Source organism: Haemophilus sp. CCUG 66565, from assembly GCF_001679495.1.
In the GTDB taxonomy this organism is placed as follows: domain Bacteria; phylum Pseudomonadota; class Gammaproteobacteria; order Enterobacterales; family Pasteurellaceae; genus Haemophilus; species Haemophilus haemolyticus_K.
The window spans coordinates 216,218-241,132 of record NZ_LZOX01000001.1; the positions used below are offsets into that span (position 1 = coordinate 216,218).

Here is a 24,915-nt window from a genome sequence, read left to right on the forward strand (position 1 = left end):
CTAATTAGAAGTATACACGGATACCTACGCCAATAGCTTTATCTTTAACTTTGCTATCGTCTACGTATTTACCATCTTCGTCATAAGATTTAGTAACTTGATATTTACCTTCTAAGTAGGTTACTACTTGTTTATGAAGTTTATAGTCAATACCTAGTAAGAAACCGTGTTGTTTATCTTTAGAACTATCCGTGCCTTTAATTTGTTCATATTTATAGTTACCATATACTTTACTTAAGTCAGTAATTTGATATTGGAAACCTGGTGATACAAAGAAACGAGTTTCTTTTTTATCGGTATCTTTAAATTTGGTTTTTGCGTAACCACCATCCACAGAAAGAGTTACACCATTGAACTCATAACCTAAGCTAGCAACAACGCCATCTCTATGTTCTTTAGTTTCTGTATTGCCAGTTTTGTAATTTGTTCTACCAAACGCAGTTTTAGCAATTATGCCATCTTTTTCATATAAAGCACCAAATTGGTTTGAGTTTTGAACAGAACCTTCAAGTACTTCATTATTATCTTTGCGTTGTTCTGCAAATTGGTAACCAACCCCTAATTGTAAACCTTCAATACCATAGTAGTCGTAACGAACAACAGATTTTCCTTCTTTTGATACGTAATCACCTTGTTCAATTAGACCGTATGTTTTGTCTTCTGCTGTCACTACGTCATCAACAATAGTTACTTGACGACCAAAAGTTACTTGACCAAATTCTTTGTGGCCTAAACCAACATAAGCACGTTTCGTAGTTAAATTACCAAAACCATCGTTGTCTTTCTTTTTAAGACCTTTTTCATCACCATCAAAACGTACTTCAGTACGTGCTAATGCGTAATAGCCATCACCTAAATCATGACGTGCTTTAATTTCAAAACGAGAACCATCATTTTGTAAACCTGAGTGTGAATGACGTTTAGTTGTTTTGCTTTTGTTGATACCATCTTGGTTAGATTTTTCTAAGTTGATACGTAAAGAACCGTTTAATTCAACTTTAGTACCTTCATTATTATAGATTACTGTTGCATTTGCTGCTGAAGCGGCGAATGCACCAATAATTAATGCTGCAAGTGTTTTTTTCATAATTTGTATTCCTTATGGTTGTTTTACTATCTATGATTGAACTCTTTCCTTATATGGCAGTCCAATCGCCTAAATAGACGTGCAAATCATTGCAAATTCCATTTTTTGTGTCAATCACTCCTATAGGCTTAATTTCCAAAAATCTGATCAGGATCACATTTTTCATCTATTTTTGTTTATTTTGTGTTCAAATGAATGCTTTCGTGATCGTTTGCTTAAGTAAAGTGGTATAAAAATACATCGAAGCTGTGTATTTATATTGAGGTTTCAAAATATCCTTCATCTTCCAATATTGGGTTTTCAGCCCCTTTTTTGGCTAATTCATCACAGATTTCATTTTCACGATGTCCTGCATGGCCTTTTACCCATTGCCAATTGATTTGATGATGTTGAATGGCTTCGTTCAGCGCTTGCCATAAGTCTTGATTTTTTACAGGTTTGCCTTGACTTGATTTCCAATTATTTTTTTTCCAATTGAAAATCCATTTTGTGATTCCGTTTTTCATATATTGGCTATCACTGTAAAGTGTGATTTGGCAGGGCTCTTTTAAAATATTCAATGCTTCAATGACAGCACGAAGTTCCATACGATTATTTGTAGTTTTCAAGTAGCCTTTGGAAATGGTTTTTTCATGTTGCTTATAGCGTAAGACAATGCCAATTCCTCCCGGGCCAGGATTGCCCAAGCAGGAGCCGTCAGTAAAAATTTCAATCTGTTTTTGCATAACAAAAGGGTTGTTGTGTAAAATGGCCCTCATTTTAAAGGAAAGAAATAGGTTGAACAAATGGTTAATCCAAATCGCCAAATTGTACTGGATACCGAGACAACGGGGATGAATCAATTAGGGGCGCATTATGAAGGACATTGTATTATTGAAATTGGTGCGGTAGAAATGATTAATCGTCGTTATACTGGCAATAATTTTCACTTTTATATTAAGCCTGATCGTCCTGTTGATCCTGAAGCAATTAAAGTTCATGGCATTACAGATGAAATGTTGGCAGATAAACCCTCATTTAATGAGATTGCACAGCCATTTTTGGATTATATTAAAGGCGCAGAATTATTGATTCATAATGCGCCCTTCGATGTGGGGTTTATGGATTATGAGTTTCGTAAGTTGAATCTTAATGTGAAAACTGATGAAATTTGCTTAGTTACAGATACGCTACAGATGGCGCGTCAAATGTATCCAGGCAAGCGTAATAGCTTAGATGCACTTTGTGACCGTTTGAATATTGATAATAGTAAACGTACGCTACACGGGGCATTGCTAGATGCTGAAATTTTAGCTGATGTTTATTTGGCAATGACAGGCGGTCAAACCAGTTTGTTTGATGAAAATGATGTGAATGAATCACATTTTATTCGAACTATGTCAGGCAATAAAAATGCAGCTTTACGAAGTGCGGTGAATATTTCGCATAATTTGAAGGTATTACAACCGAGTGAAGATGAATTATTGGCGCATTTAGAATTTATTAAAATGATTAATAAAAAAAGCGGTGATAATTGTTTATGGGATAAACGTTTAGACAAAGAGGTTATTCACTAATCGTTTAGGATTTAATCATACAATAAAAAAATTATAAAAAAAGATTGACGAGATTTATGTTCGTCATTATGATACGCAACACTTAGCGGAGTGGTAGTTCAGCTGGTTAGAATACCTGCCTGTCACGCAGGGGGTCGCGGGTTCGAGTCCCGTCCATTCCGCCAATTTAAAATTAATATCTTATCTCGGAGTGGTAGTTCAGCTGGTTAGAATACCTGCCTGTCACGCAGGGGGTCGCGGGTTCGAGTCCCGTCCATTCCGCCAATTAAGATAAATAAAGATAGCACCTAAGGGTGCTTTTTTTGTATCTGAAATTTGCTTCATCCTTGACAAAAATAAAGTAAACTTTTAAGATTTGAAGAACTAGGGAGCTGTCACTCCCTAGTATGTCGTGTTATTAGTAAGTCGGTAAACTCACTAATAATAGTAGTACGACAAGGATAATGACTTTAATCATCTTTTTATCCTCTTCAAACGTTGCGAAAAAGCGCAACACTCTCTTTCAAGCTGGATCCTTGAAAGCTAGATTATTATAATGTTAAGTTATGGATAAATAAACAGTGTTTGGAAAGCCATAGGATTGCATCTTGTGGCTTTTTCTTTTCTTTATAAAATCATTTTTTACCAATCCTTTAACTTCCGATATAATAGCCGACATTTTTGACAAAATAAGAGATTTTTTATGGCAACTCCAGTTGTGGCCCTTGTTGGTCGCCCGAATGTGGGAAAATCCACATTATTTAATCGCCTTACTCGTACAAGAGATGCGTTAGTCGCGGATTTTCCTGGTTTAACTCGTGATAGAAAATACGGCCATGCTCATATTGCTGGTTATGAGTTTATTGTTATTGATACTGGCGGTATTGATGGAACCGAAGAAGGCGTAGAAGAAAAAATGGCGGAGCAATCTTTGCTTGCTATTGATGAAGCCGATATTGTTCTTTTCCTTGTGGATGCTAGAGCGGGTTTAACGGCAGCCGATATTGGTATTGCTAATTACTTACGTCAACGTCAAAACAAAACGACGATTGTAGTGGCAAATAAAACTGATGGTATTGATGCGGATTCTCATTGTGCTGAATTTTATCAATTAGGCTTAGGAGAAATTGAGCAAATCGCTGCTTCACAAGGCCGTGGTGTCACTCAGTTAATGGAACAAGTACTTGCGCCTTTTGCGGAACAGATGGAAAACTCCAATGAAAATGACCGCACTTCTGAGGAAGAACAAGACGAATGGGAACAAGAATTCGATTTTGATTCAGAAGAAGATACGGCATTGCTTGATGAGGCGCTAGAGGAATCGGAAGAAGAGCAAGATAAAAATATTAAGATTGCGATTGTTGGTCGTCCAAATGTGGGTAAATCTACTTTAACTAATCGTATTTTAGGTGAAGATCGTGTGGTGGTTTACGATATGCCAGGCACGACACGCGACAGTATTTATATCCCAATGGAGCGTGATGGGCAGCAATATACGTTGATTGATACAGCTGGTGTGCGTAAACGCGGTAAGGTGCATTTGGCAGTGGAAAAATTCTCCGTGATTAAAACCTTACAAGCGATTCAAGATGCTAATGTTGTGTTATTGACTATTGACGCGAGAGAGAACATTTCTGATCAGGATTTATCTTTGCTCGGCTTTATTTTAAATGCAGGTCGTTCTTTAGTGATCGTTGTGAATAAATGGGATGGTTTAGATCAAGATGTGAAAGACCGCGTTAAATCTGAGCTTGATCGTCGTTTAGATTTTATTGATTTTGCTCGCGTACATTTTATTTCCGCATTGCACGGCAGTGGTGTGGGTAATCTTTTTGATTCGATTAAAGAAGCGTATGCTTGCGCGACTCAAAAAATGACAACCTCGCTTTTAACTCGTATTTTACAAATGGCAACGGATGAGCACCAACCTCCGATGATTGGCGGTCGTCGAATTAAATTAAAATATGCTCATCCAGGTGGTTATAATCCGCCGATTATTGTGGTTCACGGTAACCAAATGGATAAATTACCCGATTCTTATAAACGTTATTTATCTAATTATTATCGTAAGAGTTTGAAAATTATTGGCTCACCAATTCGTCTTCTTTTTCAAGAAGGTTCGAACCCATTTGCGGGGCGTAAAAATAAACTTACTCCAAATCAATTGCGTAAGCGTAAACGTTTGATGAAGTTTATTAAGAAAGCGAAACGTTAAGAATAAGTGCGGTCAAAATTCATTATAAATTTTGACCGCACTTGCTTGATGAGTATTATTCTTCTAAAACCACTTTGCCAATATAGCCTAAATTACGGTGATGTTGTGCATAATCGATACCATATCCCACCACAAATTCATCTGGAATTTCAAAACCTATCCATTCTACCGGCACTTCAACCTCGCGACGAGAGGGTTTATCAAGCAAGGTACAGATAGCAAGGCTTGCAGGATCACGTAAGTTCAAAATATCACGTACTTTTTCAAGTGTGTAACCCGTGTCAATAATATCTTCTACGATTAATACGTGTTTACCTTTAATATCGCCATCAAGATCTTTTGTGATACGCACATCATGATTTGTTGTCATCCCTGTTCCATAACTGGAAGTAGTCATAAACTCAATTTCTACAGGTAAATGAATGTGGCGTACAATATCAGCCATAAACATAAATGAGCCACGTAAAAGTCCGATAACAACAAGGTTATTGACTTGTTTTTCTTGATAATGTTTTGTTATTTCGGCCCCAAGCTCTGCAATACGAGAGTGAACATCGCTTTCTGCAATTAAAACATCAACATGGTGTTTTTTCATAAAATGTCCTTGTGAATTTAAAAGGAATGTAATCGTTTGCTATTCTACAAAAAAATTGATCGTTATGCCATGTGTATCAGAATTTCTCGCTGAGTGTTATTCTATATTTCAATATAAATAACTTGGATTCTTTTAAGATAGATTTAGAGATAGAAGATGAAATATAAAAAAGGCTGAAGATTAATCTTCAGCCTTTTGAACCCTAACGAATTTACTTTCTACTCTACCTGTTGGAGCAACCTGCAATCGCTTAACAGATGGTGGGTATCTTATCAGAATTTTAATTTCTGTCAATAAGAATAATTATCAATATTAAATATTTTTTAGTTTCCAGAAATTTTCAGCTTTTCTAATAAAATTGAGCCAGTTTGTATGTTTGAACGATGTTCTATATCATCTGATACAGCAACAATGTTTTTCAACATATCTTGTAATTGACCTGCAATTGTAATTTCAGCGACAGGGTACTGAATTTCACCGTTTTCAACCCAGAATCCTGATGCGCCTCGAGAATAATCACCAGTCACAAGGTTTACTCCTTGTCCCATAACATCCGTTACTAATAGACCTCTATCCATTTTACGTAAGAGTGCGGTTAATCCTCCCGTTAAATTTGGTTGAATAAGCCAATTGTGAATCCCGCCTGCATGACCTGTGCTTGGCATTCCGAGTTTTTTTCCACTGTAACTGGTCAATAAATAGGTTTGTAATATACCATTCTCAACAATTTCACGATTTTGTGTGCGGACTCCTTCGCTATCAAAAGGCGTTGAAGCAAGTGCACGTAATAAATGGGGGCGTTCGCTGATATTAAACCATTCAGGTAAGACGGATGTTCCTAGTCTATCAAGTAAAAAACTTGATTTTCGGTATAAACTACCGCCACTTATTGATGCCGCTAAATGCGAAATAATACTAGTTGCAACATCATTTAAAAAAATGACGGGTACTTCACATGTATTAAGCTTTTGTGGGTTTAGGCGTGAAACTACTTTTCTCGCGCAAGTTTCACCGACCCAAGTCGGTGATTGAAGTCGATCAAACTCACGGGAAATTGTATATTCGTAGTCATTTTCTAATGCACCTTCTACGCCCCCAATGACTGAGCAAGATAATGAATAGCGACTAGATAAATAGCTTTGTAACATACCGTAGGTATTACCATATACTTTTACACCTGTGTGAGAATTAAAGCTTGCACCATTGCTATTTACGATTCGTTTATCTGCTTCAAGAGCAGATTTTTCTGTACGGAGAGCAAGTTCTGTTGCTTTTTCTACATCAATATTAGCAGGATGGTAAAGTGCTAAGTCAGGCGCATCAAAGGCCATTAATTGCTCATCAGCAAGTCCTGTACAATCATCGGGTGATGTATATTTTGCGATAGAAAGTGCCGCTTCTACAGTATTTTTAATGGCATTTTCACTTAAATCAGAGGTAGAAGCATTACCTTTTTGTTGTCCTAAATAAACGGAAATACCTAGTGCTCCATCATTGGTAAATTCCACATTTTCAATATCTTGCAATCGTGTTGAAACAGATAAGCCGCTTACTTTGGTTACAGCCACCTCTGCACTGGCTCCAGCTTTTTGGGCTAATTCAACTGCAAAACTAACAGCGTGACGTAATCCTTGCTCCTGCGCTTTTAAAAGTGCGGTTTGATTTTCGGGTGCTTTCATTGTTTTTTCCTGTTAAAAATTTGCAACATTTTATCTTATTTTCAAAGTTTATGGTAAAATGCGCCCCAATTTTTATAAAGGACAAAAAATGGCGAAACGTAAGAAAAAAGAAGCTTTTGATTGGGGAGATGAGGCGCAAGAAGAAATTATTTGGGTAAGTAAAAGTGAAATTAAGCGAGATGCGGAAGATTTAAAGCAACTTGGCGAAAAAATTGTGAATTTAACCAAAGCAAATTTAGCTAAAATTCCCCTTGATGAATCTTTGCTTGATGCCATTGAGCTTGCTCAGCGTTTACAAAAAGAGGCGCGCCGTCGTCAGTTACAATATATTGGAAAATTATTTCGTGGTATTGATATTGCCCCAATTCGTGAAGCGTTAGATAAAATCGAAAATAAGCATAATCAGCAGCAAGCGATGTTACATAAAATTGAAAAAATTCGTGATGAGTTGATCGAAAATGGTGATATAGCATTGACGAATTTATTAAATAATTATCCAGAAGCTGATCGCCAGAAATTACGTAATTTGATTCGTTCTGCACAGAAAGAGCGGGAACAAAATAAACCTTCGAAAGCATATCGAGATATTTATCAAATGCTGAAATCATTGATGCTGGAAGATTAGCTTTGTGAGACTCAAGCAAGTGCTATCAACGTTTTTAACCGCACTTATCCAGATAATAAAGTAGAAAAAATGAATATTCGTTGGAATGTAATTTTAAGTATTATTGCTTTTTGTTTACTAGGTTGGTTTTATTCACTGAATCGGGATGCACCTGATTTATCAAATTTGGTGAAAAAGCCAGATAGCCCCGATTATATTGGCAATAAAATGGAAACAACAGTGTTTTCACCAGAAGGGAAAAAACAATATGTTTCTCTTGCGGATAATGTGAAACATTATACTGTAGATGGACATACTGATTTTGAGATGCCATTAGTCTATTTATTCGATGTTAATTCATCTAATACTAGTCAAGCAAAGGATGTTGCTCATGCTTTGGTATCACAGAGTTGGAAATTGAGTGCTAAAAAAGCCAAGCTCACAAAAGATGAAATGCTGTATTTAGAGGGAGATGTTGTGGCGGAAAGTTTGGAACCAACTTCTCATTTGCGGCGTGTAGAAACTCAGATGGCAATTGTCAATTTGAAAACACAGGATATGACATCAGACTCAATGGTTAAGATTAATGGACAAAATTTTAGTTCAACAGGATTAAAAATGGTTGGCAATTTACGTCAACAAGTTGCTACTTTAAAAGAACAGGTGAAAACATATTATGAAGTTCGTAAATAATAAAATATTTTTACTCACAACGTTAATGATGACATCCATATCGGCTTTTGCGCTTAAAGATGATACAAATCAACCGATTAATATCGTTTCGGATAATCAAGCGTTGGATATGGAAAAGAGTGTAGTGACTTTTACGGATAATGTTGTGATAACTCAAGGGTCGATTTTAATTAAAGCAAGTAAGGTTGTGATTACACGTCCACCAGAAAACTCAGGTAAAAAAGAAACTGTTGATGCTTTTGGTAGCCCTGTTACATTTCATCAATTACTTGACGATGGGAAACCGGTTGATGGAAAGGCTAATAAGGTGCACTATGATCTTGGTACGGAGTTTTTAACATTGACAGGTAATGCTGAGTTGAAACAATTAGATAGCAAAATTAATGGTGAACTTATCACTTATGATGTGAAGAAACAGCAACTTAGAGCCAATGGCGGTGCGAAATCACGAGTGACTACGGTGTTAATTCCGTCTCAATTACAAAAAGCGAAAGGGAAGTAATCATGTCAGTTTTGATTGCTGAGAATTTAGCGAAAAGCTATAAAAGCCGTAAAGTCGTATCTGATGTTAGTCTTCAAGTTAATTCAAATGAAATTGTGGGATTACTTGGGCCGAATGGTGCAGGAAAAACGACGACTTTTTACATGGTGGTGGGACTCGTTCGCCAAGATCAAGGTAAGATTGTGATTGATGGTGAGGATATTAGTTTACTTCCAATGCATAATCGCGCCCAGCGAGGTATTGGGTATTTACCCCAAGAGGCATCTATTTTTCGCCGTTTAACCGTCTATGAAAATTTGATGGCTGTTTTAGAAATTCGTAAAGATTTAACTGCTGAGCAACGCCGTGAAAGAGCGGATGAATTAATCGAAGAATTTAATATTAGTCATATTAGAGATAGTCTCGGCCAATCTTTATCTGGTGGGGAGCGTCGTCGTGTAGAAATTGCTCGAGCATTAGCCGCTAATCCTAAATTTATTTTATTAGATGAACCTTTTGCTGGTGTTGACCCTATTTCAGTATCTGATATTAAGAAAATTATTACTGATTTACGTAATCGCGGATTAGGTGTGCTAATTACTGATCATAATGTGCGTGAAACTTTAGATGTGTGTGAGCGTGCTTATATTGTTGGAGAAGGTAAAATTATTGCGACAGGTACGCCTGAGTCTGTTATGAATGATGAGCATGTTAAACGTGTTTATCTTGGTGATCAGTTTAAGTTATAAAGATGAACATTACCGAGTTGTTAAGCCCTGAGAATATTCGTCAGGGGGTAAGTTTTTCCAGTAAAAAACGATTATTTGAATCTATTGCGCATTTTGTCATTGAGCAAGTTAATGATGAGAAAGGTGAACAAGTTTGTTTGGAATGTCTTTTTGAACGGGAAAAATTAGGTAATTCAGGTTTAGGAAATGGTATCGCCATGCCTAAAGCTAAAATTCCTGTAACGTTATCAGACAAAGCAATAGCTGTATTTATGCAATTAGATACACCGATTGATTACGATTCATCAGATGGTAAATTTGTTGATCTTGTATTTGCAGTATTGGTACCTGAAAATCAGTGTGTAACCTATATGCCAATTTTATCTTTCTTAACCGAAAGACTAACGGATAAAAACCTGTTGAAGCAGTTACGTTCAGCAAAAAGTGCAGAGGAAATTTGGCAGGTTTTTGAAATTTCAGATAGCTCAGAAAATATCTCTTTTGAGAATAATGGATAAGAAATAAAGAGTGGGAGGGCACATGGATATTATCATTATTAGCGGACGTTCTGGTGCAGGAAAGTCTGTGGCTCTACGCGCTTTGGAGGATATGGGCTATTATTGTGTAGATAATATTCCTTTTGATTTACTACCTCAATTAACTCAGATTCTTTCTCAATCACAATCTTCAGTAGCGATTAGTCTAGATATTCGTAATATTCCAAATTCTGCGACGACGTTAGAGCAAACACTTTCAACATTACAAAACCATCATCAGGTTAAGATTATTTTCTTAGAGGCGGAGCGCAGTACGTTGATTCGTCGATATAGTGATTCTCGGCGTTTACACCCACTTTCTGTTCAAGATCTGTCCCTTGAAGTTGCGATTGATGCAGAATATCAATATTTAGAACCACTTATCCAACATGCTAATTTCATTCTTGATACGACACATCTTTCGACACATACGCTTGCAGAAAAATTACGAGAGTTTATTTGTGGGTATGGCGAAAAAGAGCTTAAAATCATTATAGAATCTTTTGGGTTTAAATATGGTATTCCGCTTGATGCAGATTATGTTTTTGATGTGCGATTCTTACCCAATCCACATTGGGATCCGGCACTTCGCCCAATGACAGGATTAGATGCGCCTGTGGCGGCATTTTTAAATAGTCATACAGAAGTGAATGAATTTATTTATCTTACACGAAATTATATAGAAACATGGTTGCCACTTTTAGAAAAAAATAATAGAAGTTACTTAACTATTGCTATTGGGTGTACTGGTGGGAAACATCGCTCTGTTTATATAGCACAACAACTTGGAGAATATTTTCAGGCAAAAGGAAAAATAGTGCAAATTCAGCATAAATCTTTAGAGCGAAATAAAAAGACGCAATAATGGCATATCGGTAATATTATAGTTTAAATCGATGAATAACCTGATTTGCTGAACCACGCCAAATTAAACTTGGATCTGCTTGTTCTTGAATAAATTTCCCATCAATTAACACATCAATATAAGGCAACATAGCACGTTGTTGTTCGTCTAGTTCATCCAGCTTATAACCTGTCCAAACCCAGATGTCTTTATCGGGGCATTCTCGTTTTACGCGTTGCACAAAGGGCAATAATGTTTCTACGTTGAGGGGATGAAGTGGATCTCCACCTGAAAGCGTCAGTCCTTGGCGTTTAATGCGTGTGTCTTTTAAATCATTGATGATTTGTTGTTCCATCGCTTCATCAAATAATACACCTGCTGAAAATGACCAGCTTTTTTGATTGTAGCAACCTTTACAACCATGGGTACAGCCACTGACAAATAAAGTACAACGTGTACCTTCGCCATTAATGACATCAGTGGGATAGTATTGAAGATAGTTCATATTATTATAAACTCCTGGAATATGGTGTAAATTATCAGCAAATTAACTGCACTTTTGTAATTAAAGAGAATTAATCTTTGCAATAATATGGTAATTCTTGCATAATAGCCCGCAATCGCTCTGCGATATCAATGGAAACCTTTTCGGTCTCTCGCAACGGTGTCTGGTTTACTCGGTCAGGTCCGGAAGGAAGCAGCCAAAGTCGGAATTACTGTGTGCCGAGAAGAAGCTGGGAAGGTTTCCGCCCAACTTCCTTTTCTTATACTCGCTCAATCAATCTTTTAAAGAATCCATTCTCTTTTGTGATTAAGCTATTGTAATCGCCTTGCTCGATTAATCTTCCGTTGTCAATTACACAAATTTTATCGAATTGTTCAATTGAACTGAGACGGTGAGTGACCATTATTAGGGTTTTATTTTCGGCATGTTGTAGAATTAAACGTAAAATTTGACGTTCAGTTTCGCGATCTAAACCTTCTGTTGGTTCATCCAATAATAAAATTGGCGCATTATTGAGTAAAATACGGGCTAAACCTAAACGGCGTTGTTCCCCACCGGAAAGTGGACGGCCGCCATCCCCAAGCCAAAGATTTAAACCTTTTTCTTCTTGCTCAAGTAATTTGCTTAAACCAACTTGATGTAGCACCTCAATCATTTTTTCATCAGAAATTTTGTCCGCACTTGCAAATTGTAAATTTTGACGAAGCGTATCGCTAAATACATGAACACGTTGAGTTAAAAAACAAATTTGGCTGCGTAATGTCTCTTCTGAATAGGCGGAAATTGGTTTTTCTGCCAATAAAAGCTCACCTTGATGCGCATCATAATTGCGTACTAAAAGTTGAAGGAGTGAAGATTTCCCACTTCCAGTTTTGCCTAAAATAGCAATTTTTTGGCCTTGTTCTAAATCTAATGTAAGATCTTTTAATACGAGTGTTTCTTGCCCTGGATAGGAAAAACTTAAATTCTTCGTAGAAATCAACCGCACTTTTGTTTCAAATTCTTCGTTACCATTAAACTCAACAAGCGGTTTTTGCTCAATGATTTCGGTCACACGTTCTGCTGCAGCAATCACTTGACCTATATGTAAAAATGCGGCTCCCAATGGCATGATGATCTCAAAGGCTGCAAGTGCAGCAAAAGTGAAAAGTGCAATATAAGCCGTGCGATATTCATCTGTGCCAAAATCGGCGTTACTTGCAAACCATAGCATTCCAGAAATCAACAAACCATTAAGAAAGAGAACAAGTGCGGTAGAAAATCCGCTTAATTTGGCTTCTTTGGCTTGATCTTCCTGCCATGTTTTTTCTGTGGCTGACATTTTCTCTTTTAATTTATCTTCTGCATTAAATAATAAAAGCTCGGCTTGTGCTTGGATAAATTCTAAAAACTGGGTTCGATAGGTCGCGCGTGCTTGGATTAAGCGTTCGCCGAATTCCTGTCCTAGTCGATAGAAAACAGTTGGGATAATTATTAATAAAATTAACAAAAATAAGCCTAAACCAAGTGCGAGTGGAATATTGACAAAGCTAAGTCCAATCGTCATGGCAATGATTACAAATGCAGCAGTGAAAAATGGCGCAAGTAAACGTAAATAGAGGCTATCAAGTGTATCCACATCGGATACTAAACGATTTAACAAATCGCTGTTACGATAACGATTTAATACCCCTGGGCTTAAAGGAATGATTTTTTCAAATACTTGTACGCGTAATTTTGACAAAATTCGGAATGTTGCATCATGCGTCACTATTTTTTCAAAATAGCGCATGACGGTTCGTCCGATAGCTAAACCTCGCACACTGGCTGAAGGGTAGAAAAAGTTAAATAGAGTGCCTAGTCCTGCAATGGCTGTAGCGGCTAAAAACCAGCCTGAAACGGTAAGTAAGCTCATGCTGGATCCTAATCCTAAAATCATCAGCACCAAGCCTAAAATAAGAGGAAATTTGGCGAATTTAAATAAACGTATAAACGGAAGTAATGTGCGCATTATTGGATATCCTGTTTTCGTTGTGCAAGAAGTTCTCCAAAGAAACCTTCATTTTGTAATTCAGCAAAAATCCCCTGTTGGACAATTTCGCCCTGCTGCATGACAAAAATTTGATCACATTGTTTTAAATCTTCAATGCGGTGTGTAATCATTAATGTTGTTTGGTAGCAACTCATTTCATTTAATGCTTGAAGGACGAGACTTTCAGATTGGGCATCGAGACTGGCTGTTGGCTCATCAAGTAATAGTAGGCTACCTTTGCGTAATAATGCACGTGCAATAGCAAGACGTTGCGCTTGTCCCACAGAAACGCCTAATCCTCCATCTTTAATTTCATAATCTAAACCGAGTTTATCTATAAATTCGGTGGCTTGGGCTTGGCTTAAAGCATGGTGAATTTTCTCATCGCTTGTTTGAATATCACCAAGCAGAAGATTTTCTTTAATTGTGCCTTGTAATAACAATGGATTTTGTCCTACCCAGGCAATATGTTTGCGCCAGTCAGCTAGATTGCTTTCGCGAAGTTCTTGTCCATTAATTTTGAGAGAACCCTCATAAGGTAAAAAGCCTAAAATTACATTCATTAATGAGGTTTTCCCTGCGCCACTTTGTCCTACAAGCGCAACATTGTGATTTGCTGGAATTTGGAAATTTAACGGCTTGGTTAATGCTGAACCTTGTGTAGAAAGCACCACTAAATTTTCGGCAGAAATTTCAACCGCACTTTCCAAAGAAATTGTTTTTTCATTTTGATGAACGGTTAAATAATCGTATTCTAAGAAATCAACAATGGCTTCTGCTGCACCAATACCCGCTGCGCGGTCGTGGTAATAAGCGCCAAGATCGCGTAAGGGTTGATAAAATTCAGGCGCAAGAATTAAACAAAAGAAGCCTGTGAAAAGTGTAAGCGGTGCATTATAGGTACCAAATTCAATTTGACCTAAGTAGCTAAAACCAAAATAGACCGCCATCAGTGCAATGGAAATAGAGGTAAAAAATTCCAATACGGCAGAAGAGAGAAAAGCGAGTTTTAGCACATCCATTGTGGTTTCTCGGAAATCTTCAGTGGCATTTTCAATATGTTCAGTTTGTTCAGAAGTGCGGTTAAAAAGACGCAAGGTTTCCAAGCCGCGTAAGCGATCTAAAAATTGGGCACTTAGGCGAGAAAGGGTATCCATATTTTTTTGGCTGTTGTCAGCCGCAGCAATACCGACAATGATCATAAACAGAGGAACAAGCGGTGCGGTAATCATTAAGATTAAGCCTGCAGCCCAGTTCAACGGAAATACAGCAATTAAAATAACGACTGGAACAATGGCTGAAAGACTTTGTTGTGGCAGAAAACGGGCATAGAAATTATGTAAATTTTCAACTTGTTCCAACATAATGCTTGCCCAACTTCCAGCTGGTTTTTGATTGATTGTTGCGGGGCCGACAAGATGGATTTTATCCAGAATTTTTTGACGAATATGGTTGCGCAATAATTGTCCGCTTCGGAAACCAATTTTTTCTCTTGCCCATAAAATAATAGCACGCATCCCGAAGCCGATAATTAGCCCGAGAAAATAAGGAATGAGTTCATCACGAGGCACATTTTGCATAATCAGTTTATCAAGCAATGTTGCAAGAAAATAAGTTTGTGCGACTAAAATGAGTGCAGAAAGCGTAGCTAAAACAATGTTTGCGCGCATTAATTTTTTGATAGGTTCTTGTTGTGCGCGAAGCCATTTTTGTAAATATTTTTGGCGAAGTTTGTTCATAGTTTTATCGTGATATAGAAAAAGTTCCCCTCTTTTAAAAAGAGGGGAATGAGTTAGAGAATTTATGCTTCTTGAGCATCTAAATAGCGTTCTGCATCTAATGCTGCCATACAACCAGTCCCCGCAGAGGTAATGGCTTGTCGATAATTGTGATCCATTACATCGCCTGCTGCGAACACGCCTTCCACAGAAGTGGCTGTTGCATTTCCTTCAAGACCAGATTTTACAACGATATAGCCATTATTCAGTTCTAGTTGCCCTTGGAAAATGTCCGTATTTGGCGAGTGACCAATCGCTACAAATAAACCATCTAATTTGAGTTCTTCTTTCTCTCCAGTTTTAGTGTCGGCTAAACGTAATCCGGTTACGCCCATGTTGTCACCTAACACTTCATCTAAAGTGCGGTCAGTATGAAGAACGATTTTTCCTTCTTCTACTTTTTTGTATAAACGGTCGATAAGGATTTTTTCTGCACGGAAGCTATCGCGACGGTGGATTAAATGCACTGTACTTGCAATATTGGCTAAGTAAAGGGCTTCTTCCACTGCAGTATTTCCACCACCAATCACCCCAACTGGCTTATTACGATAAAAGAAACCATCACAGGTTGCACAAGCAGAAACGCCACGGCCTTTGTAGTTTTCTTCTGAAGGTAAGCCAATATAGCGTGCAGAGGCACCTGTTGCGATAATTAACGCATCACAAGTGAAATTTTGTACATCGCCAAAAAGTTTGAATGGGCGAGAAGATAAATCTACGCGATTGATATGATCGAAGACGATTTCTGTCTCAAATTTTTCAGCATGTTGCAACATACGTTGCATTAAACCTGAACCGGTAGTCATCTCAAAATCACCTGGCCAGTTTTCGATTTCATCTGTGGTGGTAAGCTGACCGCCTTGTTGTAAACCCGTCACCAATACTGGTTTTAAGTTTGCACGTGCCGCATAAATAGCTGCAGTATAACCAGCAGGGCCTGAGCCTAAAATTAAAAGTTTTGCGTGTTTGATATCTGACATAAAGAATCCTTGTTTTTCGTAAAGAGAGAATTAATTGAATTTAAGTTTATTTTGATGATTGCTATGTATGAAATTGTTCCATACACCTTATCAATTATAAACCTTTCGATTAATAGAGCAGTGAATAAAGCAATCGGCGAAACTTATTTGTTAACGGATCAGCATTGCCCATTGCACTTAAAATGGATAAAAATTGTTGTTTAACTTCACCATTTTGCGTCCCTAAATCTGTTTTTAAAATGCCGAAAAGTAGTGTCAGCGCTTCTTCATTTCGTCCTGCTTGATGAAGTTGTACAGCAAGTTTTATTGCAATTTCAGCTGTTGGATTTTTAGCATAATCGGCCTGTAATTGTTGGATTTCAGGTGTATCGGCTGCTTGAATTTGTAGCTCAATTTGTGCTTGTAATCCGTGCCAACGACTATCTCGATCTTGCAATGGAATTTGTTTTAGAATTTCCTGTGCTGGCTCCGTTTTTTTCATTGCAATATAGGTTTCAGCGTAGAGTAGGGCGACATCACTATTTTTCTTATCAGAAAGTTCCCATGCGTCTTTCAATAATGGCAATGCAGCCTCATAATTTTCTACTTGCAAGAAATCTAATGCTTGTTGGAATTTTAAATCTTCTTCTTTCGGTAAAATAATGCTTAATCGTTGGATTAATGACGCTTTATCAAGCGCGCCTGGAAATGCATCTAATGCCTGGGCTTCTTTAAACAAATAGGTGGTTGGCAATGCTTGGATGCGGAATTGTGCGGCAATCATTTGCTCTTTTTCACAATTTACTTTTCCAAGAACAAATTGTCCTTGATATTGTTCTGCAACTTGCTCAAGTAGTGCCAATAAATCAGCCGATTCTTTATGCGTTGGTGCGTAAAAATTGATGACAAGTGGTTTTTCTAAGGATTGTTGCAGTATTTCAGTAAGATTTTGTTCGTTGATGTCAACGATAAAAGGAAAATCAGCCATGTTTTATCCTTGTGAAAAAATAATGGCTGATTTTAGCAAAGTGCGGAAGATTTTAGAAACGTTTTACTCTTTCAATGGGGGAAAGATTTTTGCTAGGAGCAGTTTTCCCATCATTTCAATATGTTGCGGTTCTGCATTGAGTGCAGGAATATATTGGTAAGATTGTCCGCCATTAGTGAGAAAATTCTCGCGGTTTTCCTCATCAATTTCTTCAATAGTTTCTAAACAATCAACCGAAAAACCTGGGCAAATGACGGCTATTTTATGAATGCCTTGTGATGCTGCATTTTGGAGAAATTTATCCGTGTAAGGTTGTAACCATTCTTCTCGTCCAAAACGTGATTGGAAGGTTATTCCCCATTGGTTTTCGGTCAATCCCAACTTATCTACAACAGCAAGTGTTGTTTGTTTGCAATGTTCACGGTAGTAATCGCCCATATTTTCATAACGTAAAGGGATACCATGATAAGAAAATAGCAAAAATTCATCGGATTTTAACCGCACTTTTATGGAATCGGCTAAGGCGTTAATGTAATTTTCATCAACATGATAAGAATGAATAAAATCGAACGGCACCATTCCCCGCTCTTCTTTAAGGGCATGGGCAAAGGCATCAAATAGCGCACCTGTTGTCGTACTAGAATATTGTGGGTAAAGGGGGAGTACAATAATTCGTTCAACTTTATTTTTAAGTAAATTTTTCACCGCACTTTGCATTGATGGGTTGCCGTATGTCATCGCAATTTCTACTTGAGCATCAATATGTTGCTTATCTAAATAGGCTTGTAATGCATCTTTTTGTCGTCGTGAAATGGCAAGTAAAGGCGAACCTTGCTCTGTCCAAATTGCTTGATAATTTTTAGCAATACGTTTTGAACGTAATGGCAAAATAACAGCCTTGAGTAATGGATACCATTTGTAAGGAGATAAATCGACTACTCTTGGGTCGGTTAAAAATTTCCATAAATAACGGGATATAGCAGATGAGGTGGGCGCATCGGGTGTCCCTAAATTGGCTAAAATAATCCCTATTTTTTGATTTGCTATCATAAGTTTAGAATAGAAAGTGTAAGTCGAGAAACGCAGCAAAGTTTATCTTGTTCATCACGAATGTCAATTTGCCATACGTGGATATTTCTATTTAAACTAATAGGTGTAGCCTTTGCTGTAACAATGCCTTGCTTTACTGAACGTAGGTGATGAGCATTAATATCAAGTCCCACTGCAATTTTATTTTCTTCTATTGCCAGGTATCCCGCCAATGAACCTATCGTTTCTGCTAATGCAACAGATATTCCGCCATGTAATAGACCAAAAGGTTGGGTTGTACGATGATCCACTGGCATTGTCGCTTCAATCCAATCTTCGCCAAAAGCAGAAATTTCAATGCCAAGATGGCTAACTGCACTGTTGGAGCAAAGTTGATTTAAGTTTTCGAGCGTGAAGTTTTTTTGCCAAATCATGATGTTCCTTTACATTACGCTAAAATTTCTAATAATGCCTGCACAGGGTGTTTTAGCACCACATGTTCATAACGTTTTACCTGACTGCGACAAGAATAACCGGTTGCTAAACAAAAGTGCGGATCTTTTCCATGCAGTTTTTTGTGCCACGATACATCGTAGATTTCTCGGCTCATTTTTTGATTTTGCACTTCATGTCCAAATACACCAGCCATACCGCAACATCCTACTTTTTCTACATTCAGTTGTTGCCCAAATCTTCCAAAAATTTCTTGCCATTCTTTTGGACTGTTCGGCATAAAAGTAGATTCCGTACAATGCGGGAATAAATACCAAGCGGAAGTGCGGTCAGTTTTGGCGATGTTTTTCAGTTTATCTTGTAACGCCGCATTTTGTAATCTTTGTTTTAACCATTCGTGAGCAGTGAGAACGTGGAAATCGCCACGTTTTTCTTGTAGTGCTTCCTTGTATTCATCTCGATAAGACAGCACGATGGCTGGATCTACTCCTACAAGTGGAATGTCTAATTTTGCCATGCGATTTAAAAACTCGGCTTGGTTTTGTGCTGTTTTGCTAAAGAGTTTTAAGAAACCTTTAATGTGCATTGCTTTGCCGTTTGGTTTAAATGGCAACAGAATTGGTGTGAAACCTAATTTCTGCGTAAGCATAACAAAATCCCGTACCACTTTTGCATCATAGTAAGAGGTATAAGGATCTTGCACAATAAATAAAATATCGTTTTTTTCCACCGCACTTAGGTCTTCCAATTCTTCTAAGGATTTGCCTTGATAATGAATTTCCACCAGTTGTTGTTGCAAATTGGGTTCAGAAAGCAAGGGCAAATCGGTCATGCCTAGCGTTTTTTCCACTAATGTTTGCGTGATTTTTAGCTTGGTAAAATAATTAAAGAATTTTGCCTGTTTTGCCATATAAGGCGCAGCGATTTCTAAATTTGCCACAATGTGATCTTTTGCGGGCCGTAAGTAGCGGCTGTGATAAAAATAAAAGAATTTCGCACGGAAACTTGGCACATCAATTTTAATCGGGCATTGGCTCGCACAGGCTTTACAAGCAAGGCAAGTATCCATTGCCGCTTTTACTTCGTGAGAAAAATCATAATCCCCTCGCCATTTTTGAACCGTATTGCTTACTTTTTTCACAAGTGAGGTTAGTTTTATTTCTGTTTTATGGAAGTCTAATTGTTCGGGCGAAACATTTTCATTTGCCATTAATCGAAGCCATTCTCGAACCATGGCTGCACGACCTTTCGGCGAAAATACACGGTTTTTACTTACTTTCATCGATGGGCACATAATGCTGTGTTCATCAAAATTGAAACATAAGCCGTTTCCATTGCAGTTCATCGCACCCTTAAATTCATCTCGTATTTGGATAGGAATTTGGCGATCGTTATCAGCCCGCATCGGCGAAAGAATAGAATAAAGTTCCTCTTTGGAATCCAAAGGCATACAGATTTTGCCTGGATTTAAGCGATTGTTTGGATCGAATAAGGTTTTGATATAACGAAGTTCGTGCCAGAGTTCTGGCGTAAAGAATTTTTCGCCGTAATGGGAACGCACGCCTTTTCCATGCTCTCCCCAGAGTAATCCACCATATTTAATCGTAAGTTCGGCGACTTCATCTGAAATTTGTTTGAATAATTTCACTTGTTCTTTATCGCATAAATCAAGCGCTGGGCGAACGTGCAATACGCCCGCATCCACGTGACCAAACATGCCATATTGTAAATGGTGCTTGTCTAATAAAGTGCGAAATTCACTAATGTAATCCGCAAGATTTTCTGGGGGGACACAAGTATCTTCTACAAAAGGAATCGGTTTGGCTACGCCTTTTGCATTACCAAGTAAGCCCACGGCTTTTTTTCGCATTGCATAAATACGCTCAATAGAAGGTAAATCCGAGCAAACTTGGTAGCCAATAATGTGATCTTGATTGTGTTCGATTTTTTCATCAAGTGAGCGACAAAGTGCGGTGACTTGGCGGTCTATTTTTTCTTTATTATTACTAGCAAATTCCACAATATTTAAACCGAGAATTGGATCTTTTTCATCTTCTGTAAGAAGTTCATTTACAGAGTGCCAAATAATATCTTGTTTAGCGAGATTTAAGACTTTGGAATCAACAGTTTCCACAGAAAGCGCATTGGCTTTCACCATAAAAGGGGCATTGCGTAATGCCGCATCAAAAGAACGATATTTAATATTGATGAGCGTACGATACTGAGGAATAGGCAGAAGATTGAGTTTAGCTTCACAAATAAATGCGAGAGAACCTTCAGAACCAGTGAGAATTCTGGTGAGATTAAATTCACTTTCATCTTCATTAAATACATTTTTCAGATCGTATCCTGTTAAAAAACGGTTAAGTTGTGGCAGCTCTTTAATGATTGCCGCTCTTTTTTCTTTACAGTGTTGCGCAATGGTTTGATGAAGTTTTTTGCTATCGCCACTTAATTCAAGCGCATCGATGTTTTCTAAAACATCAACAGAATTGGCTGCACTCGTATCTAAAATCTCACCGTTCATTAATACTGCGCGTAATGCCAAAACGTGATTAGAGGTTTTACCGTATTGCAATGAACCTTGCCCAGAGGCATCCGTATTAATCATTCCACCTAAAGTCGCTCGATTACTGGTGGATAACTCTGGGGCAAAGAATAAACCATGTGGTTTTAAAAATTGATTAAGTTGATCTTTTACTACGCCTGCTTGTACTCGAACCCAACGTTCTTTTACATTGAGTTCTAAAATGGCAGTCATATGGCGAGAGAGATCTACTATTATATTGTTATTGATAGATTGTCCATTTGTCCCAGTGCCTCCACCACGAGGCGTAAAGGTGATTAATTGATATTCAGGTAAATTAGCCAATTTGGTTATACGTACTATATCAGCAACAGTTTTCGGAAAAAGAATCGCTTGGGGAAGCTGCTGGTAAACGCTGTTATCCGTAGCAAGACTTAATCTATCTGCATAATTTGTAGCAATATCCCCTTCAAAATGTTGTTTTTTTAGTGCTTGGAGATAGTTAAGGACATCTTGTTCAATTTGTGGCGTGCGGTTTAGACTTGGCAACATAGCATTTAACTCATTTAAAGCTATAAATACAGGGTGTTCTCGATAATATCTTAAGGAGCGCACAATGTCGAATTAGATTTTGAGCGTTTTAAAGAAGCGTTTTGTGGAGTAAATTAGTCAAGAAAAGCGTGTTATTTGTATAAAAAGCAAACAAAAAGCTCAAAAGAATTTGATCTTTTTAATTTTTATAGGATAATAGGCGCACTTTTGAACGTTCCTTTGGCGTAAACAAAGGAATTGAATTTGTCAAAAGGTAAAAAGTAGGGCAAATTCAAAACCCTAGTTAAGCAAATGCTTTGAGTGTAACTTTCCCTAAAAGTTCCATTATAAGCAAGGAAACTTTTCTTATTAATAAACGATGACTAAATAGAGGACATCAAAATGAAAAAAACTGCAATCGCATTAGTAGTTGCTGGTTTAGCAGCAGCTTCAGTAGCTCAAGCTGCACCACAAGAAAACACTTTCTATGCAGGTGTTAAAGCAGGTCAAGCATCTTTCCACGATGGTATTAATCGTAACCATGTGATTGAGAAAGGATTAGAGGGAGAATACGGTTATAAGCGTAACTCTTTCACTTATGGTGTATTTGGTGGTTACCAAATTTTAAACCGTGATAATTTAGGTTTAGCGGTTGAATTAGGTTACGATGATTTTGGTCGTGCAAAAGCGCGTGAAGCTGGCAAAACTGTTGCTAAACACACTAACCACGGTGCTCACTTAAGCTTTAAAGGTAGCTATGAAGTGTTAAATGGTTTAGATGTTTACGGTAAAGCAGGTGTGGCTTTAGTACGTTCTGACTATAAATTCTACGATGCAAATGGTGCTCGTGATCACGAAAAAGGTCGTCACAGCTTACGTACCTCTGGTTTATTTGCAGTCGGTGCAGAATATGCTGTATTACCAGAATTAGCAGTTCGTTTAGAATACCAATGGTTAACTCGTGTAGGTAAATACCGTACTCAAGAAACTCACAACAGCTCTGTAGATTACAATCCATGGATTGGTTCTATCAACGCTGGCGTTTCTTACCGTTTCGGTCAAGGCGCAGTGGCTGCACCAGCTATGGCTCCTGAAGTTGTAAGCAAAACTTTCAACTTAAGCTCTGATGTAACTTTCGCTTTCGGTAAAGCAAACTTAAAACCACAAGCTAAAGCAACTTTAGATGGTATCTACGGTGAAATCGCACAAGTTCATAGCGCTAAAGTAGCTGTTGCTGGTTATACTGACCGTATCGGTTCTGATGCGTTCAACGTTAAACTTTCTCAACAACGTGCTGAGACTGTAGCTAACTACTTAGTACAAAAAGGTGTAGCAACTAACGCAATCTCTGCAACTGGTTACGGTAAAGCAAATCCAGTGACTGGCGCAACTTGTGACCAAGTTAAAGGTCGTAAAGCGCTTATCGCTTGTTTAGCACCAGACCGTCGTGTTGAAATCGCAGTTAACGGTACTAAATAATTTCAGTATTCGTTTAACGAAAGATTAAATACAGAAAAAAGGCTTAAACTTCGGTTTAGGCCTTTTGTTTTATTAAGATAATAATCCTAGAATTTCACTCAAGTTTTAACTTGTGGTAGAATTTAATCCTCTTTTATTCGTGGGGAACATTATGGAAACCTTAGACAAAATTAAAAAACAAATTAGTGAAAATCCAATTCTTATCTATATGAAAGGCTCACCTAAATTACCATCTTGTGGTTTTTCGGCGCGAGCAGTAGAAGCACTGATCAATTGTAAAGTACCTTTTGGTTATGTTGATATTTTACAACATGCTGATATTCGTGCTGAATTGCCTGTTTATGCAAATTGGCCTACTTTCCCACAACTATGGGTCGAGGGAGAGTTAATTGGTGGGTGTGATATTATTTTGGAAATGTATCAATCTGGGGAGTTGCAAACTTTATTAAATGAAGTTTCTGCAAAACATGCATAAAATTGATTAATCAATAAAAAATCCCGCATTCTTTTAAAAGTGCGGGATTTTTTTAGCTTGTTTAGACTATTGTGTTGCTTGAATTGCAGTTAATGCAATAGTGTAAACAATGTCATCGACTAATGCGCCACGAGATAAGTCATTAACGGGTTTTCGCATACCTTGAAGCATTGGACCCACCGCAACTAAATCAGCAGAGCGTTGAACTGCTTTATAGCCGATATTACCCGCGTTGATATCAGGGAATACAAATACATTTGCTTGACCCGCTACTTTAGAATTTGGTGCTTTAGAAGCTGCCACATCTTTCATCACAGCTGCATCGTATTGCAATGGACCATCAATTAATAAATCAGGGCGTTTTTCTTGTGCAATACGGGTTGCCTCTTTTACTTTCTCGACTGATTGACCCGCACCAGAAGTACCAGTTGAATAAGAAAGCATTGCCACTTTTGGTTCTAAACCAAATGCTTTTGCAGATTCGGCTGATTGGATTGCGATTTCAGCTAATTGTTCCGCTGTAGGTTCTGGATTTACCGCACAGTCGCCATAGACTAATACTTGGTCTGGTAATAACATAAAGAATACAGATGAGATAATTGAACTGCCAGGTGCTGTTTTGATGATCTGCATCGGTGGGCGAATAGTGTTTGCCGTTGTATGAACGGCACCAGAAACTAAACCATCCACTTCGCCAGCTTCTAACATCATGGTGCCTAATACAACGGTGTCTTCTAATTGCGCGCGAGCTTGTTCTTCAGTTAAGCCTTTAGATTTACGTAATTCAACTAAACGAGCAACGTAGTTTTCGCGTACGTCAGCTGGATTGATGATTGTTACGTCAGCACTTAAAGTCACGCCTTGTTCTGCTGCGACTTTTTTCACTGATTCAGGATCCGCTAATAATACTGATTTTGCAATACCACGTTCAGCACAGATTGCAGCCGCTTTAACAGTGCGAGGTTCGTCACCTTCTGGTAATACGATAGTTTTGCCTGCTTTGCGTGCTAAATCAGTTAATTTGAAACGGAATGCAGCTGGAGAAATACGTGCTTCACGAGCAAGTGGTGCAGAGATTGCCGCAACTAATGCTTGTTCATCGAAGGTTTTAATTTTGCCTGCGTGCGCACCAAACACACCTAAGATTTCAGTGTTGTTCACACCGCCAAATTCTGAAGCAACG

The 24,915-nt window shown here is 37.9% G+C and carries 23 protein-coding genes, 2 tRNA genes, 1 other RNA gene and 1 pseudogene; 13 read left to right on the top strand and 14 right to left on the bottom strand.

Features of this window, described 5'->3' with window-relative positions; genetic code table 11:
* Nucleotides 1–4: 4 nt before the first annotated feature.
* Together A9501_RS01015 and rnhA are read right to left on the bottom strand one after the other, a co-directional pair.
* Complete coding sequence (locus A9501_RS01015) at nt 5–1,087, bottom strand: porin (RefSeq protein WP_065264574.1); 1,083 nt, start codon at nt 1,085–1,087, stop codon at nt 5–7.
* Nucleotides 1,088–1,341: 254 nt separating this feature from the next.
* Entirely contained in the window at nt 1,342–1,812 is a 471-nt protein-coding gene (rnhA, locus tag A9501_RS01020) for a ribonuclease HI (protein ID WP_065264575.1), read from the bottom strand.
* Nucleotides 1,813–1,872: 60 nt separating this feature from the next.
* Between rnhA and dnaQ the strand changes: the two genes are divergently transcribed.
* The 3 genes from dnaQ to A9501_RS01035 all read left to right on the top strand — a co-directional run bounded on the left by dnaQ (nt 1,873) and on the right by A9501_RS01035 (nt 2,907).
* Nucleotides 1,873–2,643 carry a DNA polymerase III subunit epsilon gene (dnaQ, locus tag A9501_RS01025; RefSeq protein ID WP_065264576.1) on the top strand — a complete coding sequence of 257 codons (771 nt, stop codon included), beginning with the start codon at nt 1,873–1,875 and terminating at the stop codon, nt 2,641–2,643.
* An 87-nt stretch (nt 2,644–2,730) separates the two neighbouring features.
* A tRNA-Asp gene (locus A9501_RS01030) sits at nt 2,731–2,807 on the top strand.
* A gap of 23 nt (nt 2,808–2,830) precedes the next feature.
* Nucleotides 2,831–2,907, top strand: a tRNA-Asp gene (locus A9501_RS01035).
* Between the two features lie 133 nt (nt 2,908–3,040).
* Here the strand turns inward: A9501_RS01035 and A9501_RS09865 are convergent.
* Nucleotides 3,041–3,100, bottom strand: coding sequence for a hypothetical protein (locus tag A9501_RS09865; RefSeq protein ID WP_371316032.1), 60 nt, complete (start codon nt 3,098–3,100; stop codon nt 3,041–3,043).
* Nucleotides 3,101–3,325: 225 nt separating this feature from the next.
* Between A9501_RS09865 and der the strand changes: the two genes are divergently transcribed.
* Complete coding sequence (gene der, locus A9501_RS01040; protein ID WP_065264577.1) at nt 3,326–4,837, top strand: ribosome biogenesis GTPase Der; 1,512 nt, start codon at nt 3,326–3,328, stop codon at nt 4,835–4,837.
* Nucleotides 4,838–4,892: 55 nt separating this feature from the next.
* Here the strand turns inward: der and hpt are convergent, their stop codons facing one another.
* Nucleotides 4,893–5,432 carry a hypoxanthine phosphoribosyltransferase gene (gene hpt / locus A9501_RS01045; protein WP_065264578.1) on the bottom strand — a complete coding sequence of 180 codons (540 nt, stop codon included), beginning with the start codon at nt 5,430–5,432 and terminating at the stop codon, nt 4,893–4,895.
* Between the two features lie 323 nt (nt 5,433–5,755).
* The gene (pmbA, locus tag A9501_RS01050; RefSeq protein ID WP_065264579.1) at nt 5,756–7,111 is read right to left on the bottom strand and encodes a metalloprotease PmbA; all 1,356 of its coding nucleotides are present in this window, start codon (nt 7,109–7,111) and stop codon (nt 5,756–5,758) included.
* A gap of 88 nt (nt 7,112–7,199) precedes the next feature.
* Here pmbA and yjgA point away from each other — a divergent pair, with 88 nt between their 5' ends.
* The 6 genes from yjgA to rapZ all read left to right on the top strand — a co-directional run bounded on the left by yjgA (nt 7,200) and on the right by rapZ (nt 11,018).
* Entirely contained in the window at nt 7,200–7,736 is a 537-nt protein-coding gene (yjgA, locus tag A9501_RS01055; RefSeq protein WP_065264580.1) for a ribosome biogenesis factor YjgA, read from the top strand.
* 69 nt (nt 7,737–7,805) lie between these two features.
* The gene (gene lptC, locus A9501_RS01060) at nt 7,806–8,408 is read left to right on the top strand and encodes an LPS export ABC transporter periplasmic protein LptC (RefSeq protein WP_065264581.1); all 603 of its coding nucleotides are present in this window, start codon (nt 7,806–7,808) and stop codon (nt 8,406–8,408) included.
* Nucleotides 8,392–8,910 (top strand): lipopolysaccharide transport periplasmic protein LptA, encoded by a 519-nt coding sequence (lptA, locus tag A9501_RS01065; protein WP_048954107.1) that lies wholly within the window; start codon nt 8,392–8,394, stop codon nt 8,908–8,910. The genes lptC and lptA overlap by 17 nt, the downstream gene beginning before the upstream one ends.
* A gap of 2 nt (nt 8,911–8,912) precedes the next feature.
* The gene (gene lptB, locus A9501_RS01070; protein WP_065264582.1) at nt 8,913–9,638 is read left to right on the top strand and encodes an LPS export ABC transporter ATP-binding protein; all 726 of its coding nucleotides are present in this window, start codon (nt 8,913–8,915) and stop codon (nt 9,636–9,638) included.
* A 2-nt stretch (nt 9,639–9,640) separates the two neighbouring features.
* The gene (gene ptsN / locus A9501_RS01075) at nt 9,641–10,135 is read left to right on the top strand and encodes a PTS IIA-like nitrogen regulatory protein PtsN (RefSeq protein WP_065264583.1); all 495 of its coding nucleotides are present in this window, start codon (nt 9,641–9,643) and stop codon (nt 10,133–10,135) included.
* 22 nt (nt 10,136–10,157) lie between these two features.
* Nucleotides 10,158–11,018, top strand: a complete 861-nt coding sequence (rapZ, locus tag A9501_RS01080; RefSeq protein WP_065264584.1) for an RNase adapter RapZ — start codon at nt 10,158–10,160, stop codon at nt 11,016–11,018.
* Nucleotides 11,019–11,034: 16 nt separating this feature from the next.
* Here the strand turns inward: rapZ and nrdG are convergent, their stop codons facing one another.
* Nucleotides 11,035–11,502 carry an anaerobic ribonucleoside-triphosphate reductase-activating protein gene (gene nrdG / locus A9501_RS01085; protein WP_065264585.1) on the bottom strand — a complete coding sequence of 156 codons (468 nt, stop codon included), beginning with the start codon at nt 11,500–11,502 and terminating at the stop codon, nt 11,035–11,037.
* 140 nt (nt 11,503–11,642) lie between these two features.
* On the opposite strand from nrdG, the gene ffs reads away from it, so the two are divergent.
* Nucleotides 11,643–11,741, top strand: an RNA gene (ffs, locus tag A9501_RS01090) — signal recognition particle sRNA small type.
* Nucleotides 11,742–11,761: 20 nt separating this feature from the next.
* Here ffs and cydC read toward each other — a convergent pair.
* The 7 genes from cydC to ydiJ all read right to left on the bottom strand — a co-directional run bounded on the left by cydC (nt 11,762) and on the right by ydiJ (nt 21,799).
* Complete coding sequence (gene cydC / locus A9501_RS01095) at nt 11,762–13,492, bottom strand: heme ABC transporter ATP-binding protein/permease CydC (protein ID WP_065264586.1); 1,731 nt, start codon at nt 13,490–13,492, stop codon at nt 11,762–11,764.
* Nucleotides 13,492–15,252: a heme ABC transporter permease/ATP-binding protein CydD gene (gene cydD / locus A9501_RS01100; protein WP_065264587.1), complete on the bottom strand. Its 1,761-nt coding sequence runs from the start codon at nt 15,250–15,252 to the stop codon at nt 13,492–13,494. The genes cydC and cydD overlap by 1 nt, the downstream gene beginning before the upstream one ends.
* A 62-nt stretch (nt 15,253–15,314) precedes the next feature.
* Nucleotides 15,315–16,271: a thioredoxin-disulfide reductase gene (gene trxB, locus A9501_RS01105; protein WP_065264588.1), complete on the bottom strand. Its 957-nt coding sequence runs from the start codon at nt 16,269–16,271 to the stop codon at nt 15,315–15,317.
* Nucleotides 16,272–16,380: 109 nt separating this feature from the next.
* Nucleotides 16,381–17,238 (bottom strand): co-chaperone YbbN, encoded by an 858-nt coding sequence (locus A9501_RS01110; RefSeq protein WP_065264589.1) that lies wholly within the window; start codon nt 17,236–17,238, stop codon nt 16,381–16,383.
* Nucleotides 17,239–17,301: 63 nt separating this feature from the next.
* Nucleotides 17,302–18,288 (bottom strand): ferrochelatase, encoded by a 987-nt coding sequence (hemH, locus tag A9501_RS01115; protein ID WP_065264590.1) that lies wholly within the window; start codon nt 18,286–18,288, stop codon nt 17,302–17,304.
* Nucleotides 18,285–18,701 (bottom strand): hotdog fold thioesterase, encoded by a 417-nt coding sequence (locus tag A9501_RS01120; protein WP_048954097.1) that lies wholly within the window; start codon nt 18,699–18,701, stop codon nt 18,285–18,287. Before A9501_RS01120 ends, hemH begins: the two co-directional genes overlap by 4 nt.
* 14 nt (nt 18,702–18,715) lie before the next feature.
* Nucleotides 18,716–21,799 carry a D-2-hydroxyglutarate dehydrogenase YdiJ gene (ydiJ, locus tag A9501_RS01125; protein WP_065264591.1) on the bottom strand — a complete coding sequence of 1,028 codons (3,084 nt, stop codon included), beginning with the start codon at nt 21,797–21,799 and terminating at the stop codon, nt 18,716–18,718.
* Nucleotides 21,800–22,180: 381 nt separating this feature from the next.
* On the opposite strand from ydiJ, the gene ompA reads away from it, so the two are divergent.
* A complete protein-coding gene (gene ompA, locus A9501_RS01130; RefSeq protein ID WP_065264592.1) occupies nt 22,181–23,257 on the top strand; it encodes a porin OmpA in 1,077 nt (358 codons plus the stop codon).
* Nucleotides 23,258–23,408: 151 nt separating this feature from the next.
* Complete coding sequence (gene grxD / locus A9501_RS01135; RefSeq protein ID WP_065264593.1) at nt 23,409–23,732, top strand: Grx4 family monothiol glutaredoxin; 324 nt, start codon at nt 23,409–23,411, stop codon at nt 23,730–23,732.
* Between the two features lie 66 nt (nt 23,733–23,798).
* On the opposite strand, the pseudogene pta reads toward grxD, so the two are convergent.
* Nucleotides 23,799–24,848 (bottom strand): annotated as a pseudogene (gene pta, locus A9501_RS01140) (phosphate acetyltransferase); the annotation flags it as partial.
* Nucleotides 24,849–24,915 lie beyond the last annotated feature (67 nt).